Raw genomic sequence first — 26,152 nt, 5'->3', positions numbered from 1 at the left:
TATCTACTCCTTTTAAATTTTAACTTTGGGGCTTCTTACTCTTCTTTGCTTTTTCTTTTTCTAATTTTACTTACGGTTACTCCTTCTCTTTATTCACCACCTGATGCAACGGGATAATCCTTCAAAAGGGGGGATCGGATAGACCACCTCTTCCTCCCCCGCAGTAAGAAATAACCGCTCACCCAGCTGCTTTAGCCAGGGAACGGTTATTTACGCCAACTATACGTTATCTCTATTCTTCTTCCTTAAATATCGGCTGGATGGTTAGCTCAAAATCGAACGACTTCTCGGCGAAACGGTAAGGCTCTGCGAGCTGCGGGCCGCAGGAGCCGGAGCCGGAGCCGCTCATTTGGTAATCGAGCATGACAATCGTTTCGGGGCGGCGCTTGAGTTCGTACGTATGCTGCGCTGCTGTCAGGTCCTCGGCGGTGTAGTGCAGCGCCTGGAACGAGAACGATTGGGCTGCCGTGAACTTCAAGCCCATGCCCTGAACGGTGGAGGCGATCGCCCAATCCGTACCGTAGCGGGAACCGGTTTCCTGCGGCATCACATAGTTCTCAAACATATCGTCCACCGACAGCAAGTACTTGCCTTTTCGTACGCTTGCCCGTTTGTCGATGTAGCTCTCATGCGGACCGTAGCCGTAATATTCGATTTCTTCGGTCCCCTTCGGCATGGTCAGTTCGAGGCCAAAGCGCGGTAAGAATGGAAGATTCTCGCGCACTTCGGCGTGAACCTTCAACTGAATCTCGCCCGTGACCCCAACTGTCCATACAGCGTTGCCGCGTACGAACGGTTCGAAGATATAACTGGCGAGCGAGAAGTCAACGTGGATTTCGACCGAAGCGTCCGGTTTTTGCTCCCAGTGACTCCCATATACCTTCATTGCGGCATGATCAAGACCCGCCGCTTCCCATTCCTTGCGGATGTTCATATCGTTATCCATCGGAGCCCGCCAGATGTTAAACCGAGCCAGACTCGCAAGCAACGGCACACCGTGCTTCGATACCTGTTGCGGCATCCCTTTTTTCAGATCAAAGACGTGCTCGAAATCAAACCCACGTACCGTAAGCATGCCGTCTTGTTCATCTATCGTCATAAAGCCGGCGTATCCCTCGCTTTGCAGCTTCTCGTGGGCCAACGCTGAAGTCGCACCCGGCAATTCAAATTGATAGAAGGCGATTTCGTATCCTTCCTCCGCCCATGGTGTGTCCAGCTGTTGCCGGACCGAGCAGGTTAAGGTGAGCGGCCCTGTCCCCTCCTCCTGTGCCACCGTCAGATCATAGGGAAGAGAGATGATCTCGGTCTCACCTGGTGCAGCGGTTAGCAAGCCTGACCGCCCTTGCTGCAGCACGTCTCCTTCCTGCTCCAGCTTCCAGCTGACCGCCAGGTGTGACAGGTTGCTGAAATCATAACGGTTCAGTACGCGGAAGCGGCCTTGAGCGACATCCTCTGCCTCGATCAGCACCGGTGCAATGACTTGCTTTAATTCCAGCAGACCGGTATGTGGCCGACGATCTGGGAAAACCAGGCCGTCGATGCAGAAATTCCCGTCGTTTGGCTGATCGCCGAAATCGCCGCCGTACGCATAATAACGTTGCCCATCCGGCGTCTCCGCAGCAATCCCGTGATCGCACCATTCCCAGACACAACCGCCCATCAGCTTCGGATAGCGATAAATTACGTTCCAGTAATCCTGCAAATCGCCTGGTCCGTTACCCATCGCATGGCTATATTCGCAAAGGAATAGCGGTTTGGTGCTGTTCTCATCGAGGGCATACCGCTCGATCTCCTTCACTGAAGGGTACATGCGGCTGTCCAAATCCAGGCAGGACGTGTCCGAATTGCTGTAATACCGAGGATCCGCTCCTTCGTAATGAACTAAACGTGAGGCGTCCCGCGCTTTTGTCCATTCCGCCATGGCGATATGGTTATCCCCGTATCCGGATTCATTGCCCATGGACCAGATGATGACGGAGGCGTGGTTTTTGTCCCGCTCGACCATGCGAACCGCCCGTTCCACGAACGCTTCTTTCCAATCCGGATTGTTCGACAACTTATGGAAAGCTCCTGCTTCGAGCTCACCGGTTCTGGTCACACCATGGCACTCCAGATCCGCTTCATCAATGATGTAAAACCCGAATTCATCACATAGATCAAGAAACTTCGGGTCATTCGGATAATGCGAGGTCCGGATCGTGTTAATGTTATGCCGCTTCATGAGCTTCAGGTCTGCAATCATATGGTTCACCGGAATGGTCTGCCCCAGCTCAGGATGGGAATCGTGGCGGTTCACTCCCTTCAGCTTCACAGCGCGGCCGTTGATGCGGAAGATGCCATCTGTGATCTCCACCTTTTTGAAGCCAACCCGAAAGCGCAGCACTTCTTGGCCCGCTGTCAGAATCAGTTCATACAACCGGGGTTGCTCAGCATTCCACAATTGAGGCTGCGGCACGTCCAGCTCCATCGCTCCTTTGCCGTCGATTTGCGCCTCCTTTTGGCCAATCAGCTTGCCCGCAGGATCCCGCAACTCCGCTTGAATCGTCAGGCTCCCCGTCGTTTCAATCTCCGACCGCAGCTTGCCTTCGGATAGATCGTCCGATAACAGCGGTTGATTAAACACATCACGGATATGCGTATTATCCCGGGACAGCAAATAAACGTCGCGATAAATCCCTGAGAACCGCCAGACATCCTGGTCCTCCAAATAGGTACCGTCGCACCATTTCAATACCAGCACGGCGAGACGGTTACGTCCTGCCGCGACAAACGGCGTAAGATCAAACTCCGCCGGAATTCGGCTGCCTTGGCTGTAACCCACAAAACGGCCGTTCACCCACAGGTAAAAGCAGGCGTTCACACCTTCAAATACGATCCGCGTCAGCTTCTTCGTCCATGCTTCGGGCAGATTGAAATCCCTTACATATGTTCCCGCAGGATTGTCATCCGGCACAAACGGCGGATCGTAGGGAATCGGATAGTTGACGTTCGTATAATGCAGCTGATCATACCCATTCGTTTGCCAGCAAGAAGGCACGATTAGATCGTCCCAACCGCTCACATCCGTTTCCGTCTCATAGAAATGACTGTCTACTTCGCGAACGCTGCGATAATAGCGGAATTTCCAGCTTCCGTTTAATGTTTGAACATGCGGTGAGCGTCCGCGTTTTCCCGTTCGGGCTGTCATGGCGCTCTCATACGGAATATAGGAGGCGCGGGCCGGCAGCCGGCCGATGTGCAGACACGATAAATTTTCCCATTCACGGTTCAGTTCCACCTATTTCACACTCCCCAAACGATTTGCTCTCATTATAGGGTTGAGATATAATCGGGCGGAAGCCACAAATCGGACAAACCACCAGATAAAATGGACAAAATGGAGGAACTCCCCATGGACCTGCTTCCGCTCAGAAGTAATTTAACCCCCTCCCGCAACGAGCTTTTGCCGTTATCCGTTTATACGGTGGGTACGGAAATTCAGCCGCCGCTCACGAGGATGAAGGGATTTTCGGCACATCAGCTGTTCTTAACGATCTCTGGTACAGGACAGTTTCGCCGGCTCTACGTAAACAAGGACAAATGGGACATTCTGCGCCCCGGCCAATTGCTCTACATCCCCGCCGGCTGCGCTCATGAATATATGCCCTACGGGGAGGGGCCTTGGTTCGTCGGGTATGTCACGTTGCTGGAAAACTTCGGCGAGGTGCTAAACCGATGGGGCTTTGGAGATGCCCCGCGGTTGATGCAGCTCTCAGACATTTCAATTTTTACAGATCGCCTGCTTGCCATCTGGCAGCTGTCCGGTAACGAACATGACCCTTGGCGAACGACCGAGCTATTGTACTCGTTATTTCTAGCCATCCTCAAGGATACATCGGGACAAACGAGCCTAAAGGCGGATTCAGCCGCCCCATGGGTACCGCCCGCTGCTCCCCCCGCCTCCTACCGAGCATCGGTTGTGGATGTTGCGGTTCGCTTCCTGCATGACCACCTAAATCGGCCGATTACCATCGCCGGGCTGGCAGGTCACGTCGGCTACTCGCAAAAGCAACTCACCCGGCTCTTCAGGCAAGCGATGGGGTTAACGCCGCTGCAATACCTTCATCAGATTCGACTAAAAACAGCCCGTCATCTGCTCCTGGATCATCCCGACATGACGATTCGCCAAGCTGCGGCGTATGTCGGCTTGGAGCCGGTTTATTTCGCTCGGCTGTACAAGCGCGAGTTCGGTCGGCTGCCGTCGGAGGAGCTTCGCGGACGGGAAAGCAGCTGATGATCGTTGACTGATGACCGCTCCATGCGCGAACTCTTCCTATGGCGCGGAACGCAGCAAGTGCTGAGCGATGAATTCCGGCCACGCCGCACGCATTTCCGCGGTTTCCATATGGCCGCCGCCGGTGATGACGGTTTGCCAATGGTTTGCCTTCCCGGCGGCGGCGTAGGCTTCACGTAAGCCTTGATCAAGCCGCTGCACCCCTTCAAACGGGCATAACCGGTCGTTGCGGCCAACCAAGCTGAGGCGGGGGCGGGGAACGATGAGCTTTTGAATATCGAGGGTCGTAAAATGCTTCAGCAGCCCAGGTACGTAGTAATAAAACCCGTGATGTTCCAGACCGCGCCGCGCAATCAACGTTTCTGCATCAACCTGTCCGCAGAGGTCAATGACGACGCTTACCCGTTCATCAAGTGCCGCCAGCCACCACGCCATCAGCCCTCCCATAGACATACCGATCGTCCCGATACGCGTCGGATCAACGTCTTCCCGGGTGCACATATAATCGATCAGCCGGTAATTATCGTAAATCATCATGCCCCATAACGATCGTCCGGTCCACAGCATTTCTTTAACCAGCTCGCCTTCACTCCTGCCGCTGCGTTCATGGAAGCCCCACATATCTATGCTGCATACCGCACAGCCTAAGCCAGTCAGCACCTTGGCAAAAGACGGCTCTTGTAGATAACCGCTGCTGCGAATCAACTCCTTGCGGCCGTTTCCATAATTTCCTCCGTGGGAGTGATTAAACACAACCAGCGGGTAAGGACCTTCCCCCTCCTGCGGCTTAGCGAAAAAGGCTGGTACCGCCTCCAGCCCGTTTAAATCCAGCAGCAGAGTCTCCAGCACGTAGCCGTCAAACTCCTCCCGCTTTAATAACCGGGCGGAAACCGGCCTTTCAAAGGAAGGCAACTCCCCAAGCGTCTCCCATAGCTTTGATCGCTGCTCCTTCACGTGCATATCCGTTCATCCTCTCCGTTACAATTTACCGATAATTATAGCGCTTAAAATCAATTTGGAGCAAATTTTATTTTCACGTGTGCATTGCTTGTTTTTCTTGACTTTTTTAGATATTGGGGAATAGAATGAAAACGTGAAAACTAATGTGAATTCCTGCGAAAGTTGAGGATCTATGATTACGATTAAAGACATTGCCCGCGTGGCTGGAGTATCCCACACCACGGTATCCCGGGCGTTAAACGGGAGCCCGCTGATTAAGCCGGAGACGCGGGCGAAAATTGAAAAAATCGCCGCCGAGATGAATTATGTTCCGAATGTCAGCGCCAAAAGTCTGGTGATGAAAAGGACGTACACGATCGGACTGTTCTTCTCCAGCATCGATCAAGGAACGTCCGCCAGCTTCCTCGTGGATGCAATCAAGGGCATTCATCATGCGCTGGATGAAAACTACAGTCTTACTGTGCACGGGATTGACGGCATCCGTCATTTGGAAGGCATTTCGCCGTACCGCTTCGACGGCATCCTGGTTATGAGCCAAAGTGACGCCGACAATGCGTTTATTTACCATGTGAAGCAGGCGGGAATCCCGCTTGTTGTCTTAAACCGCTATCTGGATGATCCCGGCATTGTGAACGTTGTCGCCAATGACCGTGAAGGTGTGCGGGAGGCGATCAACTATGCAATTGACCAAGGCCACCGGCGGCTGGCCATCATGGAAGGCAAAGCAGGCTTTCGGTCTGCGACAGAACGAAAGCAAGGCTTTCTGGAAAGCTTGCTCGCCCACGGTCTTGCCCTCCCTGCTGAATATCAAGTTGCCGGCGATTACAGCATCGATAGCGGGTACCGGATGATGAACGCGCTGCTGGATCTGAAGGAGCCGCCAACGTTGGTATTTTGCGCGAACGACGATATGGCGATCGGGGCGATGAACGCCTGCTTCGCACGGGGGGTGAACGTGCCGAATCAGGTGTCGCTGATCGGGTTCGACGATATTGTGTTCGCTGGATACACCAACCCCTCCTTGACGACCATCCGTAAGCCAGTCGCCGATATCAGCGAACTCGGAACCCGCAAGCTGATCAAGCTAATGCAGCCTGCAGGTCCAGGGGCATCGGATCAGGAACAACCAACTGAACCATCCAGCGAGACCTTGTTCGTCCCAACGGCATTGGTGATTCGACAGTCCGTGGCCAAGATCTCCTGACCTAAACTGGAACAGTGAATCATGCTTACTGACTGTTAGTCATTACACTACAGGGCTGACTTCGACTCGCAACTAGCAAGCTTATTGGGTTTGTCCTGGCCCTGTTCGGCAAGCCAGGCAACTCACCCTACTCCTCAATGTTCACGTGTGCAAGCAAGTGTGGTATCTCACAATCTCCTCAGCATCTATACCAAGGAGGCTAAAAATATGGACACCCCGCAATATCCGCTCTTATCCCGAACCTTATTTCCCGATTTGCCTGCCTATCCGGAACGGATGATCCAGTTCGGCGAAGGAAACTTCCTGCGTGCCTTTACTGCCTGGCAGGTGCAGCAGATGAACAAGCAAGGCCGGTTTCAAGGTAGCATCGTGATGATTAAGCCGCAGGGCAGCCCGGTATCTGAGCATTATGCGAAGCAGGATCATCTTTACACGGTACTCATTAACGGGATCGCCGAGCAGCAAGTCATCAACGAACATGAGATCATTCACTCTGTCAGCCGATTGATCAGTCCGTACACCGAGTACGAACAATTTCTTGCCTTAGCGGAGCAAGATTCGCTGCAATTCATCACCTCGAACACGACCGAGGCCGGTATCGCCTACAACCCGGAGGATCGTCTCACGGACGCACCGCAGCGGAGCTTTCCCGGTAAGCTGACCGCCTTCCTCTACCGTCGCTATCAACTGGGCAAAGCAGGATTTACGATCATCCCCTGCGAGCTGATCGACCGCAATGGCGAGAAGCTGCGCGAGATCGTCCTGCGCTACGCCGCTGAATGGGATCTTGGCGATGGGTTCATCCAATGGCTCGAACAGGAGAACACCTTTTGCTGCAGCCTCGTAGACCGGATCGTTCCCGGATATCCGCAGCAGCAAGCAGAGCATCTGGCGCAAGAGCTCGGTTATCAAGACCATTTGATGGTAACCGCCGAGCCTTACCTGCTGTGGGTGATTGAAGGCCCAGCCTGGCTGCCTGAACGGCTGCCATTAACCGAAGCGGGGTTAAACGTCATCTTTACCGAAGACCTGCGTCCGTACCGCGAGCAGAAGGTTCATCTGTTAAACGGTCCCCACACGGCCATGGCTGCGTTGGGCTTGCTTGCCGGGCTAACAACGGTCGAAGATGTGATGAACGACGAGGATCTCTCTGTGTTCGTCAAGGAACTGATGGAGCAGGAGATCGTTCCGATGCTTGATCTGCCTAGCGCCGGACTGCTGTCTTATGCCGAGGCTGTACGCGAGCGCTTCATGAACCCGTTTATCCGCCACGAGCTGGCTTCGATTTCGCTAAACAGCATCGCCAAGTTCCAAACCCGGCTGCTGCCTGTGCTCCTACGCTACCAGCGGGAACGGGGCGAGCTGCCAAAGCGAATTACACTGGCCTTGGCCGCCTTGCTGGTTGGTTATCGGGGAGATCGGCTTGCGCGAAAGGACAGCCCGGAGGTGCTGGCCCTCTTTGATCAAGCTTGGTCACAGCCCGCTGAAGCGATCCCGGTCCTGTTACGGGAAACGGAGCTGTGGGGGCAGGATTTATCCAGCGTTCCCGAACTCGCGGGAACCCTGGAGCAATATGTGCGGAAGCTGGACGCTTTTGGCGCCCGAGCGACACTACAATGGTTGGGAGGCGGGAGCTTATGCGACGATTAATGAAAATGAACCCGCGTGACAATGTAGCGGTAGCATTACAGCCAATTACAGCCGGTGAGGAACTCCAGCTTAACGAGGAGTCTGTTTGTGCGGCGCAGGACATTCCTCAAGGCCATAAAATCGCACTCACCGCCATCCCCGCCGGTTCGTCCGTTACAAAATACGGCTACCCAATTGGCCATGCGGTCACCGCGATCGCTCCTGGCGAGTGGGTGCATACGCATAACATCAGAACCAACCTCGTCGGCGAGGAGCAATACGTGTATCAACCGAACCTGCACCCCGTCATTTATCCGAAGCGTTCCTTGACCTTTCAAGGATACCGGCGGGCCAATGGAAAAACCGGCATACGCAACGATCTGTACATCGTGCCCACGGTCGGCTGCGTGAACGGAATCGCGGAGCAAATGATCCGCGCTTTTAAAGCGGAGCACCCGGATCTTGGTCCCTTCGATAACATTACCGTGCTGAGTCACCCCTATGGCTGCTCGCAGCTTGGGGAAGACCATCTCATGACGCGCAGCATTCTCGCTGATGCCGTGCTTCACCCCAATGCAGGCGGCGTTCTCGTATTTGGACTAGGCTGCGAGAATAACGTCGTTTCCGAGTTCCGGGAGAGGCTGGGGCATTACGATGAGCAACGCGTCAAATTTCTGGTGGCCCAGGAGGTTGAGGATGAGCTTGAGGCCGGTCTGACACTGCTGGAAGAGCTGGTTGAAGCGGCGCGCAACGATCGCAGAGAGCCGGTGCCGCTCAGCGAGCTGAACGTTGGGCTCAAGTGCGGCGGCTCGGACGGCTTCTCCGGAATTACGGCCAATCCGTTGCTTGGCGCTTTTTCCGATTTTCTCATCTCCCAGGGCGGCTCTACGATTCTAACCGAGGTTCCCGAAATGTTTGGGGCTGAACAGATGTTAATGACCCGCGCGGAAAGTCCTGAGGTGTTCGAGCAAATTGTTGCACTTATCAACGATTTTAAACAATACTTCTTATCCTACGGCGAGCCCGTCTACGAAAACCCCTCGCCCGGCAATAAGGCCGGCGGAATCAGTACGCTGGAGGACAAATCGCTGGGCTGCACGCAAAAGGCCGGGACCGCCCCGGTGGTCGACGTCCTGAAATACGGTGAGAAGCTGCGCAAGAAAGGCCTCAGCCTGCTGCAGGCACCAGGGAACGACCTGGTCGCCTCCTCTGCGCTTGCCGCCGCCGATTGCCAGCTCGTTCTCTTTACGACCGGCCGCGGGACACCGTTTGGCAGCTTCGTTCCCACCGTCAAGGTGGCTACGAACAACGAGCTGTTCGCCAAGAAGAAGCACTGGATGGACTTCAACGCCGGCGTCTTGTTGGATACGCCGATGGAAGAAGTGCTGGAGCAGTTTATTCAATACGTCATTGCAGTAGCCAGCGGTCAACCTACTCGGAACGAGCAGAACGAGGTCCGCGAACTGGCAATTTTCAAAACAGGAGTTACCTTATAAACGGATCGCGCCCAAATTACACCAAAAAGCCATTGCCCGGACGATAACGTCCAGGCAATGGCTTAGCTTTACTAAGATGGCGATACCGTCTCTTCATGGTGGCGACGATGCCGCGCTTGACGGACGGTAAACAGCAGAAGAACCAAGGAGCCGAACACCAACGCGAGACAAAGGACGAACACCATCCGATATCCGTCTACGCCGGCCAGGAGGGCTCCACCTGCCGCTGTGCCAAACATCATGCCCAGGTTCCGCGACAACGCGAGTAAACTGCTGATTAACCCCAAGTGGCTTGGATCCACGCGGCCCATCACCAGGCTCGTATTAGGCGAAGTGATCATCCCCATGGATGCCCCCAGCAAGACAATCAAGGTAATGAGCAGAAACATCGGATAGGAGGAGGAAAGAAATCCCAAAGCCAATAACGTTCCCGACATCGCGAGCAATCCCGCCGTCAACAACGGCAAGGAACCGTGCTTGTCCGATAAACTGCCGAATAACGGGGAAGCGACGATCAACGCCAACGGATACCCCATCATGATCAATCCGGCCATTGCCGGCGGAGCGTCTAACTCGTGGCGAAGATAAACCGGCAATACAAGTTGCGCCGAAAATGCCGCCATATACGTAACGATGGTGATCCATAGCCCGGTATTTGTCGCAGCATCGCTGAGCAGCTTGAGATCGATGAAGGGGGAGCCGCTGGTGGAAAGACTCCACATTACAAATCCAGCGGCACAACCCGCAAACAAGAGCAACAACACGACCACGGCCAGGGATCCCCATCCCCATTCCGAGCCAAGATGAATCGCTGTGACCAGGCCGGTTAACGAAATCCCAAACAATAGCGTTCCGGTTACATCGATGTGCCCTTGCTCCTCCGGCTGATCCTTCGGAATAAACCGCTGGGCCATAATCCAAGCCGCTAACGCAGTGCCGGCCAGCAGCCAGAAGCACGCCTCCCAAGAGATCCATTGAATCAGCACCCCTCCGAGGCTGGGGCCAATCATCGAACCGGCGGCCACAAAGGTGCTGATCATCCCTAGGGCTCTCCCCCTCTTTTCGGGAGGAAACAGAGAAACGATCAGCGCCATATTCGTCGCCTGATACATCGAAGCGCCAACGCCTTGTACGATCCGGAAGGCAATCAGCCAGCCCAGGGACGGGGCAAGCGCGCAGCCAAGTGCCCCTAACGCAAAGCCGAGGTAACCCAGATTATGCACGGACCGCCGCCCCCGGATATCCCCGAGTTTCCCCATCACCGGCAGGAGGACGGAAATGACCAGCAAATAAGCCGTAACCACCCATTGCGCAGAGGCAAGGCCGATCTGATAATCTCTAGCGATATCCACCAGCGCGATGTTGAACATGCCGGCGGAACAGTTCGATAAGAAGGCTCCCGTACAAATAATATATTGAACCAGTGTACGGGTTTTGCCGTTCATGCCCATACCTGCACCTGCTTTACACTTGTGTCATCGTCATCGGGTTCACGGTCGTTTTCCCGGCCCGTTCCCACAAGGAAATCACTTCGCGGGTGTCCGTGACTTCACCGAAATATCCTTCAATATTTTTTATCGTCATTTCATGAGCCTGGGTTGAATAAGAGGCGCAGGCATCGCGAAGCAGCACGATGTGATAGTCCAGCATAAAACCGTCCCGAGCCGTCGATTCCACGCACACATTGGTGCTGACACCGGTCATGATCAACGTTTCGATCTTCTGGCTCCGCAGGATGGAATCGAGTCGAGTATTCACAAAAGCGCTGTAACGGTGTTTGTTCACGACGACCTCACCCGGCTCGGGCGCAACTTCGTAGAAATCCGCGCCCCAGCTGCCCTTCCGACATACCGCCATCGATCGTCCGTTCGATCGTCCCCTCCAAGCTTCGGAATCGGTCGCTTCTTCATGAAAGGTCTGGATAAAAATCACCGGCACCTCAAACACTCTGGCTGCTGCCAACAGGCGATGTAAATTGGGCATCATATCGGCTACGGCACCTATGTCATTCCCCGCTTGAGCTAAAGCCCCCTCCGGGTGACAGTAATCATTCTGTACATCGACCACCACGATGGCTGTCCGGCTGTTCATTAGCTTCTGTTCTAAATTCACTTTGCTTCACCTTCCCTTTCCTTACTTGGATGAATTAACGAACTGCATATCTACCAATTGATCATAGGAATAATCGCCCGTATAAATCCCGGTTTTGATCAGCACATCCATGTCTTGTTTCACAGCGGCTTCCGTAATGAACCCATCCCTGCTCCATAGATTGTCCGCATAGGCGCGGTCAAGGGAGGCCTGAATCGCATCATCGGATAACGTAGGGAACTCAGCTTTCATGTTTTTCATCGCCAGTTCTTTGTCCTCTTGTACTGCCTTCAGCGCCTCGATAATTGCGTCGGTGAACAACTGCACCGTTTCCGGATCTTTCTCGATCGTCGATTTCTTAACACTAAGCACAGAGTAAGAGAAATCGCCGAAGTCATGGAACTTATAAAATGGTTCGCCCCAGACATCCTTAGAAATCCCGTCGCTAATTTGCGGCTCCGCGCCATTGCCGATATCCGCCGCTCCTTGCTGCACCATCGTCACGACAGTGGAGGCATCCGCCGGCTCCAGCAGCGTGACATCTTTCTCTGGATCCAGCCCCAAGTAGATGAGCAAATAACGGATCAGCAAATTGGGAGTACCGCCATGACGTCCGGCATTGATCTTCTTCCCTTTAAAGAACTCTTTCAAATCCGCCTCTGAATTCCCGGCCGGAGCCAGCCCTTTTTTGGCCACCAAGTAGACGTTGGCTCGGTTCACGACGTTGACGATTGACACGATGGGATCGGAGTTCTTCTTGTTCGCCAGTGCGTTGGACTCCGTTCCGCCGATGACGCCCCATGCATCTCCGCTAACCACCGCGGTGACATGTGCTCCGCCAGCTGCCTGAATCACCTCTACATCCAGTCCCCGCTTCTTGAAGTAACCTTCCCGTTGAGCCAAATAGAGAGGTAGATATCCGGTGGAATGAACGGGTTCGGCGATAACGATTTTTTTGAGCTCCGTGCTCCCCTCCGCTGCTTCCGCGGTGGACTCGCTTTTTCCTCCGCATCCCGCAAGTAAGCTGGCCGTCAAAGCCAATCCCAATAATAACGGTAACAGTCTGCTCTTCTTCATCCAACTTCCCCCTCATGAACATTTTCTGATTCCGGATGACTGACAAGGTCCTCTTTATTTAACGCCGAACCCTTTGGACAACCCTCTTTCCAACAGCACGACGCCCCAATACATGGCCATAGAGAGCACCGACAACACCACCACGCCAACCCATACGAGATTGATGTCAAGAATCGTCCCCGCATACATGATCATGCGTCCAACACCTTGGCTGGAGGCGATAAATTCGCCGACGATGGCCCCGGCAAGCGCAAGGGCAATGTTGATGCGCAAACTGCTGATGATCCAGGGCATCGACCACGGAATGACGACTTTGGTAAAGACCTGCCAGCGTTTGGCCCCCAGCGAATACATCAACTTCTCCATATCCGGGTCTACGCTTTTCACCCCGCTGTAGGCGGACAAAGCAGATACCACAACCGTCATGGAAAAAGCCAGCGCCACCTTGGAGAAGAAGCCGATTCCCAGCAAAATGACGAGGACAGGCGCCAGAGCCAGCTTGGGCATTGCATTTAAAATGATTAAGTAAGGTTCGCTAATGCCGGCATAGCTGCGTGACCACCAGAAGGACAGGCCCAGCAAAGCTCCGCATAACGTGCCAAACACAAAGCCCAGTACGGTTGAGCCTGATGTATAGGCGATATCGCCTAACAGGCCGCCCTCCGCCACTTGCAGCCAAGTCGTTTGCCATATCGCGCTTGGGCTGCTCCAATAATAAGAATCCAACCAGCCGATCCGGGTAAATACCTCCCAGATGATGAACAGCAGAACCCCTACGGCCACCCTTCCCCAGCCGATTCTGCGAGCTTTCTTCCGCTCCGCCGCCTCTTCGTCATAAATCAGCGGTGCGGATTTTGTAGCGGACGGGGTTTTTAGCTTTTTTTCAGCTGCCGGCACCACCGCATCCGTGGACAGAGAATGAATCACAAAAGTCGATTTCCGCACAGTTTCTTCCACACTTCATCCCTCCTAGATCGTTTTTTATCCCAACGGTCAAAGCGCGAGTTCTTCCTCGGCATGTCCCGCTGATAACTGGTCAAGCAAGAGATGTTTCAATTCCATAAAATCCGGAGACGTCATATCCTCCGTTTTACGCGGGCGCTCCATCGTGACCGTGATTTTCGTTTTGACCCGGCCCGGCCGTGAAGAGAAGACATAAATATCGTCGGATAAGTAAATCGCCTCATCGATGTCATGGGTGACGAACAGCACCGTTTTTCCAAAGTCGGTCCAAATTTGCAACAGCCAATTTTGCATCGTAAGCCGGGTCTGGGCATCCAGCGCGCCAAACGGCTCGTCCAGCAAGATGATGTCGCGATCGTAAAGCAGCGTTCTCAGCAGCGCAGCCCGTTGTCGCATGCCTCCCGACAATTCCTTGGGATAATGCTTGTCAAAGCCTTTGAGTCCATACTTCTCCATCAGGGGCAACGCTCGATCCACCGCTTCCTTTCTAGGGACGCCGCGAATTTCCATCCCCAGAATGATGTTGTCCAGAATCGTCCGCCACGGCAGCAGCATATCCTTTTGCAGCATGTAACCAACATATCCCGTCTTTCCCACGATGTTCTCCCCGTCCGCAAGCACCTCTCCGGTAGAGGGGGGAATGAGTCCGGCAATGATGTTGAACAAGGTCGACTTGCCGCAGCCGCTTGGGCCAATGATGCTGACGAACCTTCCCGCTTCAATCTTCAGGCTCGTTTCTTGCATGGCCGGGATATCTCGGCCGTTCCGGCGAAACCATTTACTGACTCCGTTAATCTCGATTTTGGGCTGCATGCTCCAACGCCTCCACTCCTTGAAATTTTCGTGTGTAGATATAAAAAAATCGCCAGTTAAAACCCATAGCGCCCCCTAACAAATAGCGCTGCGAGTCCAAACTGACGATTAGCCGGCTCTTTCGATTAGCGAAGTTCCGACAACTCCTTCAGATAATCCTCCACGTCGCGATCCAAGACAACGATCGTACCGGAAAATTCGGTCTCTGCATCGTAATCTTTGAGTATGGCGACGATATTCAGTTGAAATTGACGTTCGAGGGCTGCCTTAATCTCCCGCTTGAACACTTGAAATAACAAGTAATCCAGCTGCCTTGTGGACTGAGGATAAGCCTCATCCAATAGCTTTAAGACCGGCACTCGCCCGTTCAAAGAAATAATCACAATTTTGTTGCCGACGAAATCGACCTTTTGCTGTTTTACACCCACGTTAAAGATTTGCTTATTGATCGCGTTGTAAATCCTCAAAATGTCCTGCTTCCATTCGCCAGCAGTCAAGTTGGCCATACCTCACACCCTCCTTCATGTCATGTATTCTATCATAACTCTGGGGTGTGATTAATGAAACTCTCATTCTTGTGATTTATTATAGGCGTTTAAAAGGGATTGTCAATACGTTTACGTCAAAAAAAATAACATCCATCCACTTGGATGTGATGTTATTTTACATGAAGGCTATATTTAAATGTATGGCATAGGATGAAATGTGTCAAATTACCCGGTGAGCAAAGCCAACCTGTCAATTTGCTGGTACAACCGCTCCGCTTCGTCTGCCAAGCTGGGTTGATTCAGCCGAATTGACATCGCAAGCAGCCGGTCAGCTTTCTGCTTGAGCTGCTTAATCTCCATCATGACCGCTTCTTGATCCATCCCCGGAAAACGTTTCACGAGCGTTACTCCTTTCACCACATTTTCAAAAAACATCCATATCCCCTTTCTCCAATTTACTCCAATTTGCAGTAGTGGCCATTTCACAGAGTTTTGAAATAGGGGGTATTTTTTCGCAAACTTGATCTGAATCAAGTAGAAAGAAGAAGCTCGATGCTAACATAGGAGACAAGGATCAGGAGTCCCGGCGATCAAGCCGGAGTATTCCAGCCAAAGGATCCGGTCCACCAGGCCGGAATAAGGAGGATATCAGGAAAATGGAAAAATTATCAATAGCTCAACTTCAGGACTTCCAAGCGGATAAATTCACCAAACGGATAGCCTACAAAAAAGGGGAAAGCGTCGTGTTTGTGCTAAACTTTATGCCGGGCCAAGAGCTGCCAACCCACACCCATCCGAATACAGACGTGTTTATTCTCGCCTTGCAAGGTCACGGGACGATTACGGTGGATGGAGCAACCTCTCCGCTCAATCAAGGTGAAGTCCTGCATTTGGAAGGAGCGGAAGCCTTCTCCTACCGGAATGACGGAACCAAGCCCGCCAGCTTGTACGTTTTCTTAACCAAAGTTCCTGCACCAGAGTACGCACAGAACATTTAAGATACGAATTCTAATCGCAAAAAAACAGACCGAAGGCTGAATCTCCCCTCCGCCCCGGTCTGTTTTTTATTACTTCTTGATCAAGTCTCCCAGCGAAACGGCAGTTCCCTTGGAGACATTGCCAGAAGCATCAACGGCTTGGAATTGGACCGTATAGCTTTTGGGATTGTTTACGTTCGGCAACACCGCGGTCTGGACACCGCGCGCCACCTCCAATGTATTGCCGATTAGCTTCTTGTTTTTGAGCAAACGAATCTGCACCTTCACAGCATCCACATCGTACGGACCGTCCCAAGTTAACCGAATCTGTCCATTTTCTCGAACCGCACGTACATGCTCAACCTCTCCTGGAGGAGTGTGGTCCCGAGGCGGCTCAGGTGTAACAGGCGGTGCCGTAAATACGTCCGGGTCACCAAACGTAAATTTATCCAGGTTAAACAACCAATCCGATCCCTTAAAGAGCAGGAACACGATATGCTTGCCGCGAACCGAAGCCGTGAGATCCGCCGAGAACACCTTAAACTCCTGCCAGCCACCGGTCCCTGTGACCTGCACCTCCGCAATTACAGGGCCGCTTGGGCTGTCCAGCCGCACCTCAATCGTCCCTCCGGCGGTATCGCTCGCCGCATTGACATGGAATTGCCCCGCTGCGCCGCCTTCGCCAAAATCAATGTAGTTGTACATGGCATAAGGCTGGTTCGGGCCGTACATTCCAGCGAGATACGTCTGTCCTCCGCCCTGCTCCGTGCCAAACCCTGAGCCAAGGGTATAACTCTCCGCTTCGATCTTGCCGTAAGCGTCTTGAGCCCGGCCTTTGACGGTCGTGAAGCTGAACCAGTCGAGATTACACGGAAAATCGCTGCCGTCCGTACCGTGGAACACCAGATAGACGTCATGGATGCCCCTCGCAGCCGAATCATCCAGCGTGGACATTACGTCGATCCACGTTGACCAATCGCCTACAGCCGGAATCTCAAGGGTGGCGACGGTTGGCCCATTCAAGCTGTCCAGCTTCACCTCGATCGTTCCTCCGCGGTTTCCGCTTGCCACATGCGCCGTGATTCCGGCCGCACCGCTGCCGAAATCGATGCCTTCATACCGAACGTACGCGCCGTTCGTGATCCCCTCCAGGAAGCCATATTCACTGTTTCGGCTCACCCCGTTTCCGTCATCGAAATCGCCGGCCTTCCGCTTCGCATAGGCATCGGTTTTCGTCGGATCGGTCTCCGTAAACCGGAACCAGTTCAAATTAAACAGATAATCATCATTTGCTTTGACAAAAGTGAGATAGACATCATGCTTGCCAGTCACGGCCACCGGCTGACCTTGTTCATCCTTGAGCACGGCCACCGCATCGATAAACTGGTTCCAGCTGCCTGTGCCCTCAACCCGAACGGTACCGATTTTAGGTCCGTTCTCCTTATCCAGCCGGATTTCGATGCTTCCGCCAGACGTGGCGCTGGCAGCCCTAGCAATGAAGCCAACGGCTCCCTTCGACCCGAAGTCGACATTTTTGTAGACAGCGGTATGTCCGTGCTGGATCCCGCCCAGCTGCAACGTGCCTTCTGCACTGCCCTCGAGCACGAAGCCTTGGCCGATGTTGTATTTTTCCGCCTCGATCCGTTGATTGGCCGGCTTCACCGGATATACCGGAACTGTCACCGGCTTTGGTTGCACGACCGTCACAGCCTGAACGGCGCTGGAGGCTGACCAGGACTCATAGGTGCCGGACAACAGCTGTCCGATCCAGTTGCCGTCGACGAGCCCCTCTGCGTTCCGATGGCTCCAGGCCATCGCCGCATTAAAAGCGAGCCAATCGTCGAACTTCCGCTCGAACTCCCGATGCGCCTTGGACTTACTGCCGTCCACTGCTTTTTGCAGGTAAGCCAAATTGCGCAGCAGAATCGTTTTGCCGCCCTTCAGATCTCCATGCGGCCCCTCGTAACCGAGCAGTCCGTTCGGTTCTGTCTGATGAGCCATCGTAAATTGGGCAGCCTTGATCGCATCCTCCAGATACACCTTGTCGCCTGTTACACGATGCAGTCCGACAGCTGCGCCAATAAACGTTCCTTGATTATAATGCGTTGCATCCGGCACAGGTCCTTGGTCCATCTCGATCCGGTCGAATACCTTGCCGTTTCCGTCCGTCAGCATCGTTTTGCCCCATCGATATATCCGGGTTGCCGCCTCCAAATAGTGCGGGTCATCCGTGATTTCATACAGGAACACTGCCGCTTCGGCCGCCGGGAAGTTGATACAAGCATTTTTCGTGACATGCTCGCTGTTCAACCACCAGATGCCGCCGCCAGCAAACTCATCATCCCATTGGGTGTCGTAGACGAAATCGAAGTAATACTTCGCTTTATTCAGATACCGGACTTCCCCGGTGATTTGATACGCTCTGGCACTGGCCATCGCCCACCACATAATGTCATCGTTAAACGGATTGTTCGTCCAATCCTCGCCATACTTCAGGACCGCTCCATCGAAAATATCGTCGATCTGGGCCCGCAGCTGCGCCTTTAACTCCCGATCCGATGTACGAAGGTAAGCGTCCATGACCATTTCCCACAGCTCGGCTTCCACCCAGAAGCCCTGGTAGTTAGAGCCGCGATTGGAATCGGCCCAGAACAATTTAGCCTGCGGATCCCAGAACTTGGCGTTAAATGCCCGGATCGCCGCATCCGCATCCTTGGAAGTCCAACTGGCCGCATGGGCCTCCGAAGCGTTTGCTCCGGTAAGCAGCGAAATCGAGAGTGCCATCGTTAACGTGAGTGCAAGTAATTTCGATAACGTTCCATTCCCCGGATTCCGTTTCACGGCAAAACCTCCATTTTCGGAAATGTTTTCTTACCCGAAAGCTAGCGCATGGCAATTTCCAAACCACATAAACTGAGCACAAATTCGACAAACATGGCATTAGACCAAGAGAACCATTCCCGCGTATACTCCGATGGATTATCCTTGTGGAACCCTTCATGTACCAAATTCGTTCCCGCATCGGTCCGCTCGAACATATCCAGAATCTCCAGCTTTTCCGCTTCCTCCAGCGCAGTGATCCCTTGAATGGATAAGGCGATGTGCCAAATGTAGTCCGGCGGCGTGTGCGGGCTGCCGATGCCTTTGGCATACGTTCCTTCATAGTAATAGGGGTTGCGGCGGCTCAGAATCATCCGACGCGTGTTGAGATAGATCGGATCGTCTTTGCTGCAGTAATCGAGATAAGGCAGCGACAGCAGGCTCGGCACGTTGGCATCATCCATCAGATTCACGCCGCCCAGGCCGTCTACCTCGTACGCATACACCTTCCCAAACTCCGCATCCTCAATAATGGCGTATTTTTCGATCCCTTGCCGAATGTCGTCCCGCAGCGCACGCACCTCACCCGCGAAAGCGTCATCCCCGTAAAACTTCTCATTGATCTCCAACAAATACCCCAGCACCACAATGGCAAAAAGGTTCGACGGAACGAGATACCCGTATTTGCAGGCATCGTCACTCGGGCGGAAGCCCGACCAGGTCATCCCCGTGTAGCCAACCGGTCCTGGAAGCCGATCGGTTTCCCCGCTGTTTTCCCGGACGAACGTGTATGTTGACAGTTCCTCATGCCGCTGCTCGGTCCGCCACGTTTGCAGAATCAGTTCCGCCGCTTGCTTAAATTCCGGCGTGAAGTGGCGAGTTTCTCCGGTATTTTTCCAATAAAGGTAGGCGAGCTGCAGGGGATAACATAACGAATCCACCTCATATTTCCGTTCCCAAATCCATCCGGACATCTCGGTCAAATCTGTCTGATGACCGCGGAAATTCTCAAATTCGTTAAACGCGTTAGCATAGGGATCGCGCAGGATCGATTGGTATTGCGTTCTCAGCACGCCCTCGATAATCTGGCGCAAGCCAGCATCCTGCGCCGCCGGGATGAGATACGGCCGAAGCTGATTCACGGAATCGCGCAGCCACATGGCCGGGATATCGCCGGTCAGCATAAACACCGTGCCGTCATCGTGGCGATGGATGGTGGTCTCCAGCGTATTTTCATAACACCGTTTGAACATCTCGACGATTTTCGGGCGATGCTTCATTTTGGTCTCCACCAAGGCAATAATGTCGGATTGAGTTAGTTGCTCAGTCATGGTTAATCTCCTCCGTGTTGTCTCGTAGTCGTTGTGCTTGTGATGCAGGTTGTGCTCGTTGTGCTCGTTATGGTCACATACGTTCGCTTTCGGTGGTTCGGTTGTACATGTTCCTCACTTGCGCGCCTCCAGCCGGGCCGCCGCTTCCAGCAGCATCAATCCGCTCAACTGGACGCTGAGCTGAACCGGCAAGGTCGGCTGCTCCTTCCAGGAAGGGGCGCAGAGCATCGGGCTCTCAAATAGCCCGCTGGATCGAAGTGTCTCCGCATTGGCAAAAATAACCTCCCGCACGTGCGGACACGCTGGATCGACCTCCAGAAGTCGGTCGAGATAGCGAATGAGGATCCCTTTGAATAACCCGGTATCGTCGATGCCTTCCTCCGGAAGCAACCAAGTGCCGGGCTCGCACAGCTCCTCGAAGCAGGCGGCCGCAGTACGCCGGGCATCCTCTAGGTAGGCTGATTCGCCGGTATAGAAGTATAATTCAACTCCCGCGCCAATGAAGACGCCTTGGCAATACGTGAATCGCCAGTCTTTATCAATCGCACCGTCCCCCGTACGGTTCATGCCATCCCAAACAAAGCCCGTTGCGGGGTCAACCAGATTGGCTTTATTCCAATCGTAAATTCGTTTCGCCCAAGCGAGATCTTCGAGCCGACCGAATATGCCATAAAGCCGGGCAGCAAGAATTGCTGCGGGGGCGTTGGCCGGGGTGTTTTTGTAATCCAACTGATCCTTCTTCCACGCCATCCCCCCGCCGCAATACTCATTCCAAGCCGTTTGGATGTCTGCCCATAACTCTTGAACCTTCTCCTCATACCACGCCTCACCGGTCGCCCGGTAAGCCCGCAGCAGGGCCAGTGCCGTCCATTCCATGTCGTCATAATAATTGTGCGTGAACGTCCCGCCGTTATAACGCTCCAGACTGCGGCAGAACTGACGCATCCGATCCGGCAGCGCCGGGTCGCCGGTCCGCTCATAGGCGTCCACCAGCACATCGAGGACATGGGCTTGCCACCAGTAGTAGAAATTTTCGCCGACCCGTCCCGCCGAACGCGGATACCACTGGTCCAGGATGCCGGTCTGCTCATTCCCGTAACAGGCGAACAGATCGCGGTGCATGCGTTCCGCCAGTTGGGCCCAACCTAGCTCACAGCGGTCCATCACGGCGTCTCCCCTTGGGGGGCAGCCTCCGAAGTTAGCCTTGGGGCTGATTGATCCTGAGCCGCCTTCGGCTTAAGCGCTGCTGCCGCCTCCATCAGCATCACGCCGCTCAGCTGCGAGCTGAGGGATACGGCTATATCTGGCTTAGGAGCCTGGCTCCAATCCGTGCCAAACCGCGGTTGCTGCGGATCGGCGGCCAGGTGGCTCCAGGTACGTTCCGCCTGAAGGGCGACGTACTCGGCAACCTCGGGATGGTCTGGAGCCGCTTGTGCCAACTGCACCAAGTAGCGGATCAGGATGCCTTTGAACAGTCCGGCATCGCCATCCCCTTCCTCCGGCAGTAGACCGGTCTTTCTGGAAGTGAACTCCTGAAGGACGACGCGGAACGTGCGAAGCGCCGCCTCCAAGTAAGCCGCATCACCGCTTACCCGGTACATCTCCACCGAAGCTCCAATAAAGACGCCCTGGCAATACGTAAACCGCCAATCCTTGTCGATGGTGCCATCCCCGGTACGGTTCATCCCATCCCACACCAGGCCGGTGTCCGGGTCGATCAGGTTCGCCGCCTGCCACTCGTAGATCCGTTGTGCCCAAGCCCAATCGTTTGGATCGCCAAACGCTTGGTACAACCGGGCTGCCAGTATCACGGCGGGAGCATTGGCTGGGGTGTTTTTATAGTCGAGCTGTGATTTCTGCCAAGCGATCCCGCCGCCCATGTGCTCGTTCCAGCCGGTTTGAATGTCCTGCCACAGCAGTTGGACGGCCTCCTTGTAACGCGGTTCACCTGTGGTCTGATAGGCGCGCAGCCAAGCGAGCGCCATCCACTCCATATCGTCGTACAGCTCATTGGGCCAAGCGCCGCCGTTACGCTGAAGCAGACCATCATACAGCTGCTCCAGCCGCTGGACATACCGCCGCTCCCCTGTGCGCCGCAGTCCGTCAACCAGCACATCCACCGCATGCGCCATCCACCAATAATGGAAAATCTCATTGCAGGTTCCATTTTCGCAGGGCGTTTGAATATTGTACATCCGGATTTTTTCGTTCCAGAATAATTCATCCAATGCCGTCTGAGCCAGGTCGGCCCGTTGCTGCCGGATTTCCGTCTCTTTCATGGTCGTCGTCATATGAGCTCTCCCCTCTGTCCTATCCCTTGATTCCACTAAACGCGATCCCCTGAATAAAATACCGCTGCAGCAGCAGGAACAGCACCAGGATCGGCAGAATGGCCACCAGCGCCCCCGCCATCATCGGCCCATAATCCGTCTGATAGTTGTACGAAAAAGCCTGTAGCCCCATCTGAATCGTCGCCTTCGCCGGATCGTTCAGGACGATCATCGGCCAGAGGAAGCCGTTCCAACCGGCCTGGAACGTAAAGATTCCGAGCGTCGCCAGCGCCGGCTTGGTCAGCGGCAAGTAAATGCGCCAGAAGATTTTGAATTCGCCGCAGCCTTCGATCCGCGCCATCTCCATCATGTCATTGGGCAGGGTCAGAAAGAACTGCCGCATGAAAAAGACCGCAAACGTCCCGGAAGCCCCCGGCAAAATAATGCCCCAAAACGAGTTCATCAGCCCGTACCCTCCGCTGCCGAACAGGTCATTGCCGCCTGCCAGCGGGATATGGCGCAGCACGTAGACGCTGGGGATCATCGTCACGATCCCCGGCACCATCATGGAGACCAGCAGAATGCGGAAGAATGGCTGGTTCATCCGGAATTTCAGCTTGGCAAACGCATAACCGCTCAGCGAACCGAAGAACAAGTTACACAACACCCCAGCCGCCGCAAGAATAAAGGAATTCCAGAAATAAAGACCAAAAGGCACGGTCGTGAACGCGTTGTAATAATGCTCGAACGTCAGGTTCGTCGTAAACCACTTAATCGGCAAAGTGAACATGTCTTCATCGTGTTTAAATGAGGTCAGTACGCTCCAATAAAAGGGCAAAAACATGATGACCGCAATGATACCGCCAACCGTATAAAACAACACATTCGCGATTCGGTTCTGCGTGGATACACCGATTTGCGGACCTCGTGTACGGACGCCTGGTTTTATCGTCTCTGGATTTGTCATACGATCGGCTCCTCCGCTTTGGTGATTTTCATGCTGATGATGGAAAATACGAGAATCGCCATCGCCAGCACAAACGCCTGTGCTGAGGCATACCCCATCTGCAATTGGTTAAAGCCCTGCTGATAGATCAGGTAGACCGGAGTTTTCGTGACGTTCGCCGGTCCGCCCTGCGTCAAGACAAACGCCTGGTCGAACAACTGCAAGGCGCCGATGATGGACATGACGCTGACGAGGAACGTCGTCGGACGAAGCTGCGGCCAAGTGATGTAGCGGAAGCAAGCGAACCGCGACGCCCCGTCCAGCCGGGCGGATTCGTACAGATAGTCCGGCACGCCTTGAAGGCCGGCTAAATAGATGATCATATTGGAGCCAACCGACTGCCAAAGCGTCATGACGATGATCGATAACATCGCTGTCTCCGTCTGCGACACCCAGGCCGGGCCGGTGATGCCAAAATAAGCAAGCAACCCGTTGATCAGCCCGTATTCGGGATGCAGCATCCAGATCCATACGGTGGCCGCGGCGACGGCCGAGGTCAAGGTCGGCAGGTAGTAAAACGTGCGGAACAGCTTGACCCCGCGTATCTTTTTGTTAAGCAGCATCGCAAACAGCAAGGAAATCAATAAGTTCAGCGGTACAAAAACAATCGCATAATAGAACACGTTGATGAAAGTCTGCCAAAGCAGCGCATCGTCGATCAGGCGGCGGTAATTGTCCAAACCGACCCAATCGTTACTGCTCAGCACGTCATAGTTGGTGAAGCTGAGGTACAGGGCCATCACGACGGGGATGACCATGAATACGGCAAATAGCAGCATGGTTGGTGTTATGAACAGATAGGCCATTCGAGCCTGATGCCGTCCAAGCTTATTGATGGATGCCATTCTTCGCTCCCCTTTCAGAGGCCGATTTTTACTTCACGACAGCATTTTCCTCTAGCAGTTTGTCGCCTTGCTCTTGGGCTTTTTTCAGTGTATCGTCGATCGATTGCTTGTTCTGGAGCAGCAGTTGAAGGTTCGGAATAAGCGCATTCTCTTCCATGACGGAATATCCCGGATGGGTCGGGCGCGTTTTGGCAAATTCCAACGTCTCCGTAAACGGCTTCCACAATGGATCTTCGGTAAAGAATGCATCCTCCAGCGCCGGTTTAAAGCCTGGCATGTTCAAGCTCGTTTTTGCCCACAGCAAGGCGTTGTCCTTGTTCGCTGTCCACCATTTGATGAACTCCCATGCCTCATCCGGATGCTTGGAGCCTTGCGGGATAACAAGCCCGAAACCGCCCATCACGCTGCCTTTGTCCCCATTCGGACCGGCTGGCGGCGGAACGATGCCGTAATCCAGATCCTTACCATATTTGTTGTACGTGCTCATCATCCAAGGTCCGGTGTACAGCATCGCTACTTTCCCTGTAACAAACGCGTCGGTACCTTCGCCAAGCCCTTGTTCGAAGCCGACTTTATAGACTTTGTCCTCGTTCAGCAAGCGCTGCCAAAACTCCAGAACTTGTTTGCCCTTCTCGTTGTTGAAGTTGGTTTTGCCTTCTTCGCTGAGCATTTGCCCGCCGGATTGCTGTAAATACATGTTAAACAACCCCGGATCGGCCATGGAGAACCCTGCAGTTTCAAGCTTGCTGCCATTCCATTTCGTCAGCGTCTTGGCCGCTTGCTCCAATTCTTCCCACGTCGTTGGCGCCTCCAGCCCTGCATCCGCAAACATCTTCTTGTTGTAGAACAACGCGCGGGCATCTACCGTTAACGGCAGGCCGTACAGTTTACCGTTATTGGTCAGCTCCTTCAAGGACTCCTCGTAAAAATCCTCCTTGTTCACTCCATCGCGCTCCATATAGTCGTCGATGGGACGAAGCACGTTTTTCGGAGCGTACAATGAGGTTCTCCAGCGGTCCCAGAACAAAATATCCGGCGAACCGCCGCTCGTCGCTGCCGTGAGGAATTTCGTGACCATATCCTGCTGAAGCACGTATTTGACTTCGATTTTGTCTTGCGACTTGTTGAAGGCGTCAACCATCGTCTCGAACTGCTTCTGCCCTTCGCCGCCCCAGTCGCCCCAGAACGTCAGCTTCACTTTCTCGGTTTTGCTGCTTCCGGTGTCACCACCGCCTCCGCTGTTACCTGCGCCGCCGTTACTTGCGCTGCCGCCGTTGCCAGCACTTCCGCCGTTACCTCCCCCTCCGCAAGCAGCCAGCATCGCACCGAACAGAACGGTCACCAGCATTACCATCATCCACTTTTTCATTTGTAAACCTCCCCTTTTCATTTCGAATAACATAGCAATTAAAGCGTTTTCAATAAGGATAGTATATTGGTATCATATCATTATGTCAATAAGAAAAAGTATCGATGTTAGTTGGTATATAAAGATATGCCAAATGACCTTGTTTATCTTCTTTCGGAAAGTGCAAAAGGACCTCCCCGAAAAAGATGCTTAATCGGGAAGATCCTTGAGCGAAAGGGCTGTTAACTGTAAAAGTACAGTTCATATTTGGGGAAAAGGCGCTTTTCAGCGCATTCAACTGCAAAAGCGGCTAGGCCCCCTAAATCCGGAGTCCTGACCTACAAGTTTTGTGTTATCGCAGTCCAGCTCATTTTCTTGTGTGTTTACATCGATTTATGGAACTTTGAGGTATCCTCTAGCATTTTGACCCATAACGAAAACTTCATGGGAGCCATATGCTTCAGGCTACCATGCATTCTTCGATAATTATAAAAGTCCATATATTGATCAAGTGCGATAAACGCTTCTTCAAACGTCATAAATTCTCGTCTGCTAAACAAG

21 protein-coding genes are annotated in these 26,152 nt (G+C 53.6%); 5 read left to right on the top strand and 16 right to left on the bottom strand.

The window, feature by feature from the left end:
- Window positions 1–232: 232 nt before the first annotated feature.
- On the bottom strand, window positions 233–3,277 hold the full coding sequence (locus C812_RS03215) for a glycoside hydrolase family 2 TIM barrel-domain containing protein (protein ID WP_016311250.1): 3,045 nt from the start codon (window positions 3,275–3,277) through the stop codon (window positions 233–235).
- A 114-nt stretch (window positions 3,278–3,391) separates the two neighbouring features.
- Between C812_RS03215 and C812_RS03210 the strand changes: the two genes are divergently transcribed.
- Window positions 3,392–4,273, top strand: coding sequence for an AraC family transcriptional regulator (locus tag C812_RS03210; protein WP_016311249.1), 882 nt, complete (start codon window positions 3,392–3,394; stop codon window positions 4,271–4,273).
- A 39-nt stretch (window positions 4,274–4,312) separates the two neighbouring features.
- Here the strand turns inward: C812_RS03210 and C812_RS03205 are convergent, their stop codons facing one another.
- A complete protein-coding gene (locus C812_RS03205; RefSeq protein WP_016311248.1) occupies window positions 4,313–5,233 on the bottom strand; it encodes a dienelactone hydrolase family protein in 921 nt (306 codons plus the stop codon).
- A gap of 172 nt (window positions 5,234–5,405) precedes the next feature.
- Here C812_RS03205 and C812_RS03200 point away from each other — a divergent pair, with 172 nt between their 5' ends.
- From C812_RS03200 to C812_RS03190, 3 genes are all read left to right on the top strand, one after another.
- Window positions 5,406–6,437, top strand: a complete 1,032-nt coding sequence (locus tag C812_RS03200) for a LacI family DNA-binding transcriptional regulator (protein WP_016311247.1) — start codon at window positions 5,406–5,408, stop codon at window positions 6,435–6,437.
- 207 nt (window positions 6,438–6,644) lie between these two features.
- Window positions 6,645–8,087 carry a tagaturonate reductase gene (locus tag C812_RS03195; RefSeq protein ID WP_016311246.1) on the top strand — a complete coding sequence of 481 codons (1,443 nt, stop codon included), beginning with the start codon at window positions 6,645–6,647 and terminating at the stop codon, window positions 8,085–8,087.
- Window positions 8,075–9,562: a UxaA family hydrolase gene (locus tag C812_RS03190; protein ID WP_016311245.1), complete on the top strand. Its 1,488-nt coding sequence runs from the start codon at window positions 8,075–8,077 to the stop codon at window positions 9,560–9,562. The genes C812_RS03195 and C812_RS03190 overlap by 13 nt, the downstream gene beginning before the upstream one ends.
- A gap of 71 nt (window positions 9,563–9,633) precedes the next feature.
- Here the strand turns inward: C812_RS03190 and C812_RS03185 are convergent, their stop codons facing one another.
- The 7 genes from C812_RS03185 to C812_RS03155 all read right to left on the bottom strand — a co-directional run bounded on the left by C812_RS03185 (window position 9,634) and on the right by C812_RS03155 (window position 15,393).
- Window positions 9,634–11,007, bottom strand: a complete 1,374-nt coding sequence (locus C812_RS03185) for an MFS transporter (protein WP_036624585.1) — start codon at window positions 11,005–11,007, stop codon at window positions 9,634–9,636.
- A 19-nt stretch (window positions 11,008–11,026) separates the two neighbouring features.
- Window positions 11,027–11,653 (bottom strand): cysteine hydrolase family protein, encoded by a 627-nt coding sequence (locus tag C812_RS03180; RefSeq protein ID WP_036624583.1) that lies wholly within the window; start codon window positions 11,651–11,653, stop codon window positions 11,027–11,029.
- A 42-nt stretch (window positions 11,654–11,695) separates the two neighbouring features.
- A complete protein-coding gene (locus C812_RS03175; protein ID WP_016311242.1) occupies window positions 11,696–12,730 on the bottom strand; it encodes an ABC transporter substrate-binding protein in 1,035 nt (344 codons plus the stop codon).
- A 54-nt stretch (window positions 12,731–12,784) separates the two neighbouring features.
- Complete coding sequence (locus tag C812_RS03170; protein WP_016311241.1) at window positions 12,785–13,687, bottom strand: ABC transporter permease; 903 nt, start codon at window positions 13,685–13,687, stop codon at window positions 12,785–12,787.
- Window positions 13,688–13,723: 36 nt separating this feature from the next.
- Window positions 13,724–14,506: an ABC transporter ATP-binding protein gene (locus C812_RS03165; RefSeq protein WP_016311240.1), complete on the bottom strand. Its 783-nt coding sequence runs from the start codon at window positions 14,504–14,506 to the stop codon at window positions 13,724–13,726.
- A 125-nt stretch (window positions 14,507–14,631) separates the two neighbouring features.
- On the bottom strand, window positions 14,632–15,012 hold the full coding sequence (locus tag C812_RS03160) for a Na-translocating system protein MpsC family protein (RefSeq protein WP_016311239.1): 381 nt from the start codon (window positions 15,010–15,012) through the stop codon (window positions 14,632–14,634).
- Between the two features lie 207 nt (window positions 15,013–15,219).
- The gene (locus C812_RS03155) at window positions 15,220–15,393 is read right to left on the bottom strand and encodes a hypothetical protein (protein WP_157268794.1); all 174 of its coding nucleotides are present in this window, start codon (window positions 15,391–15,393) and stop codon (window positions 15,220–15,222) included.
- Between the two features lie 257 nt (window positions 15,394–15,650).
- Between C812_RS03155 and C812_RS03150 the strand changes: the two genes are divergently transcribed.
- Window positions 15,651–15,992 (top strand): cupin domain-containing protein, encoded by a 342-nt coding sequence (locus tag C812_RS03150; RefSeq protein ID WP_016311237.1) that lies wholly within the window; start codon window positions 15,651–15,653, stop codon window positions 15,990–15,992.
- 69 nt (window positions 15,993–16,061) lie between these two features.
- Here C812_RS03150 and C812_RS03145 read toward each other — a convergent pair whose 3' ends face one another.
- The 7 genes from C812_RS03145 to C812_RS03120 form a co-directional block, all read right to left on the bottom strand.
- Window positions 16,062–18,812, bottom strand: coding sequence for a carbohydrate-binding protein (locus C812_RS03145; RefSeq protein WP_016311236.1), 2,751 nt, complete (start codon window positions 18,810–18,812; stop codon window positions 16,062–16,064).
- Window positions 18,813–18,853: 41 nt separating this feature from the next.
- Window positions 18,854–20,122 (bottom strand): glycoside hydrolase family 125 protein, encoded by a 1,269-nt coding sequence (locus C812_RS03140; RefSeq protein ID WP_016311235.1) that lies wholly within the window; start codon window positions 20,120–20,122, stop codon window positions 18,854–18,856.
- A gap of 114 nt (window positions 20,123–20,236) precedes the next feature.
- The gene (locus tag C812_RS22755; protein WP_016311234.1) at window positions 20,237–21,286 is read right to left on the bottom strand and encodes a glycoside hydrolase family 76 protein; all 1,050 of its coding nucleotides are present in this window, start codon (window positions 21,284–21,286) and stop codon (window positions 20,237–20,239) included.
- A complete protein-coding gene (locus C812_RS22750) occupies window positions 21,286–22,413 on the bottom strand; it encodes a glycoside hydrolase family 76 protein (RefSeq protein ID WP_016311233.1) in 1,128 nt (375 codons plus the stop codon). Before C812_RS22750 ends, C812_RS22755 begins: the two co-directional genes overlap by 1 nt.
- Window positions 22,414–22,432: 19 nt before the next feature.
- Window positions 22,433–23,359 carry a carbohydrate ABC transporter permease gene (locus C812_RS03130; RefSeq protein ID WP_016311232.1) on the bottom strand — a complete coding sequence of 309 codons (927 nt, stop codon included), beginning with the start codon at window positions 23,357–23,359 and terminating at the stop codon, window positions 22,433–22,435.
- Window positions 23,356–24,243 (bottom strand): carbohydrate ABC transporter permease, encoded by an 888-nt coding sequence (locus C812_RS03125; RefSeq protein ID WP_016311231.1) that lies wholly within the window; start codon window positions 24,241–24,243, stop codon window positions 23,356–23,358. Before C812_RS03125 ends, C812_RS03130 begins: the two co-directional genes overlap by 4 nt.
- A gap of 28 nt (window positions 24,244–24,271) precedes the next feature.
- The gene (locus C812_RS03120; RefSeq protein ID WP_016311230.1) at window positions 24,272–25,612 is read right to left on the bottom strand and encodes an ABC transporter substrate-binding protein; all 1,341 of its coding nucleotides are present in this window, start codon (window positions 25,610–25,612) and stop codon (window positions 24,272–24,274) included.
- Between the last annotated feature and the right edge of the window lie 540 nt (window positions 25,613–26,152).

Origin of the sequence: Paenibacillus barengoltzii G22 (assembly GCF_000403375.2) — a bacterium.
In the GTDB taxonomy this organism is placed as follows: domain Bacteria; phylum Bacillota; class Bacilli; order Paenibacillales; family Paenibacillaceae; genus Fontibacillus; species Fontibacillus barengoltzii.
The sequence above is the reverse complement of the archived record's forward strand: the minus strand, read 5'-3'. Positions and strand labels throughout refer to the sequence as shown.

What these genes read in the sequence shown, in the direction of transcription:
- C812_RS03210 (WP_016311249.1), top strand. Translation starts at nt 3,392, where the DNA reads ATGGACCTGCTTCCGCTCAGAAGTAATTTAACCCCCTCCCGCAACGAG.
- C812_RS03205 (WP_016311248.1), bottom strand. Translation starts at nt 5,233, where the DNA reads ATGCACGTGAAGGAGCAGCGATCAAAGCTATGGGAGACGCTTGGGGAG.
- C812_RS03200 (WP_016311247.1), top strand. Translation starts at nt 5,406, where the DNA reads ATGATTACGATTAAAGACATTGCCCGCGTGGCTGGAGTATCCCACACC.
- C812_RS03195 (WP_016311246.1), top strand. Translation starts at nt 6,645, where the DNA reads ATGGACACCCCGCAATATCCGCTCTTATCCCGAACCTTATTTCCCGAT.
- C812_RS03190 (WP_016311245.1), top strand. Translation starts at nt 8,075, where the DNA reads ATGCGACGATTAATGAAAATGAACCCGCGTGACAATGTAGCGGTAGCA.
- C812_RS03185 (WP_036624585.1), bottom strand. Translation starts at nt 11,007, where the DNA reads ATGAACGGCAAAACCCGTACACTGGTTCAATATATTATTTGTACGGGA.
- C812_RS03180 (WP_036624583.1), bottom strand. Translation starts at nt 11,653, where the DNA reads ATGAACAGCCGGACAGCCATCGTGGTGGTCGATGTACAGAATGATTAC.
- C812_RS03175 (WP_016311242.1), bottom strand. Translation starts at nt 12,730, where the DNA reads ATGAAGAAGAGCAGACTGTTACCGTTATTATTGGGATTGGCTTTGACG.
- C812_RS03165 (WP_016311240.1), bottom strand. Translation starts at nt 14,506, where the DNA reads ATGCAGCCCAAAATCGAGATTAACGGAGTCAGTAAATGGTTTCGCCGG.
- C812_RS03160 (WP_016311239.1), bottom strand. Translation starts at nt 15,012, where the DNA reads ATGGCCAACTTGACTGCTGGCGAATGGAAGCAGGACATTTTGAGGATT.
- C812_RS03150 (WP_016311237.1), top strand. Translation starts at nt 15,651, where the DNA reads ATGGAAAAATTATCAATAGCTCAACTTCAGGACTTCCAAGCGGATAAA.
- C812_RS03140 (WP_016311235.1), bottom strand. Translation starts at nt 20,122, where the DNA reads ATGACTGAGCAACTAACTCAATCCGACATTATTGCCTTGGTGGAGACC.
- C812_RS22755 (WP_016311234.1), bottom strand. Translation starts at nt 21,286, where the DNA reads ATGGACCGCTGTGAGCTAGGTTGGGCCCAACTGGCGGAACGCATGCAC.
- C812_RS22750 (WP_016311233.1), bottom strand. Translation starts at nt 22,413, where the DNA reads ATGACGACGACCATGAAAGAGACGGAAATCCGGCAGCAACGGGCCGAC.
- C812_RS03130 (WP_016311232.1), bottom strand. Translation starts at nt 23,359, where the DNA reads ATGACAAATCCAGAGACGATAAAACCAGGCGTCCGTACACGAGGTCCG.
- C812_RS03125 (WP_016311231.1), bottom strand. Translation starts at nt 24,243, where the DNA reads ATGGCATCCATCAATAAGCTTGGACGGCATCAGGCTCGAATGGCCTAT.
- C812_RS03120 (WP_016311230.1), bottom strand. Translation starts at nt 25,612, where the DNA reads ATGAAAAAGTGGATGATGGTAATGCTGGTGACCGTTCTGTTCGGTGCG.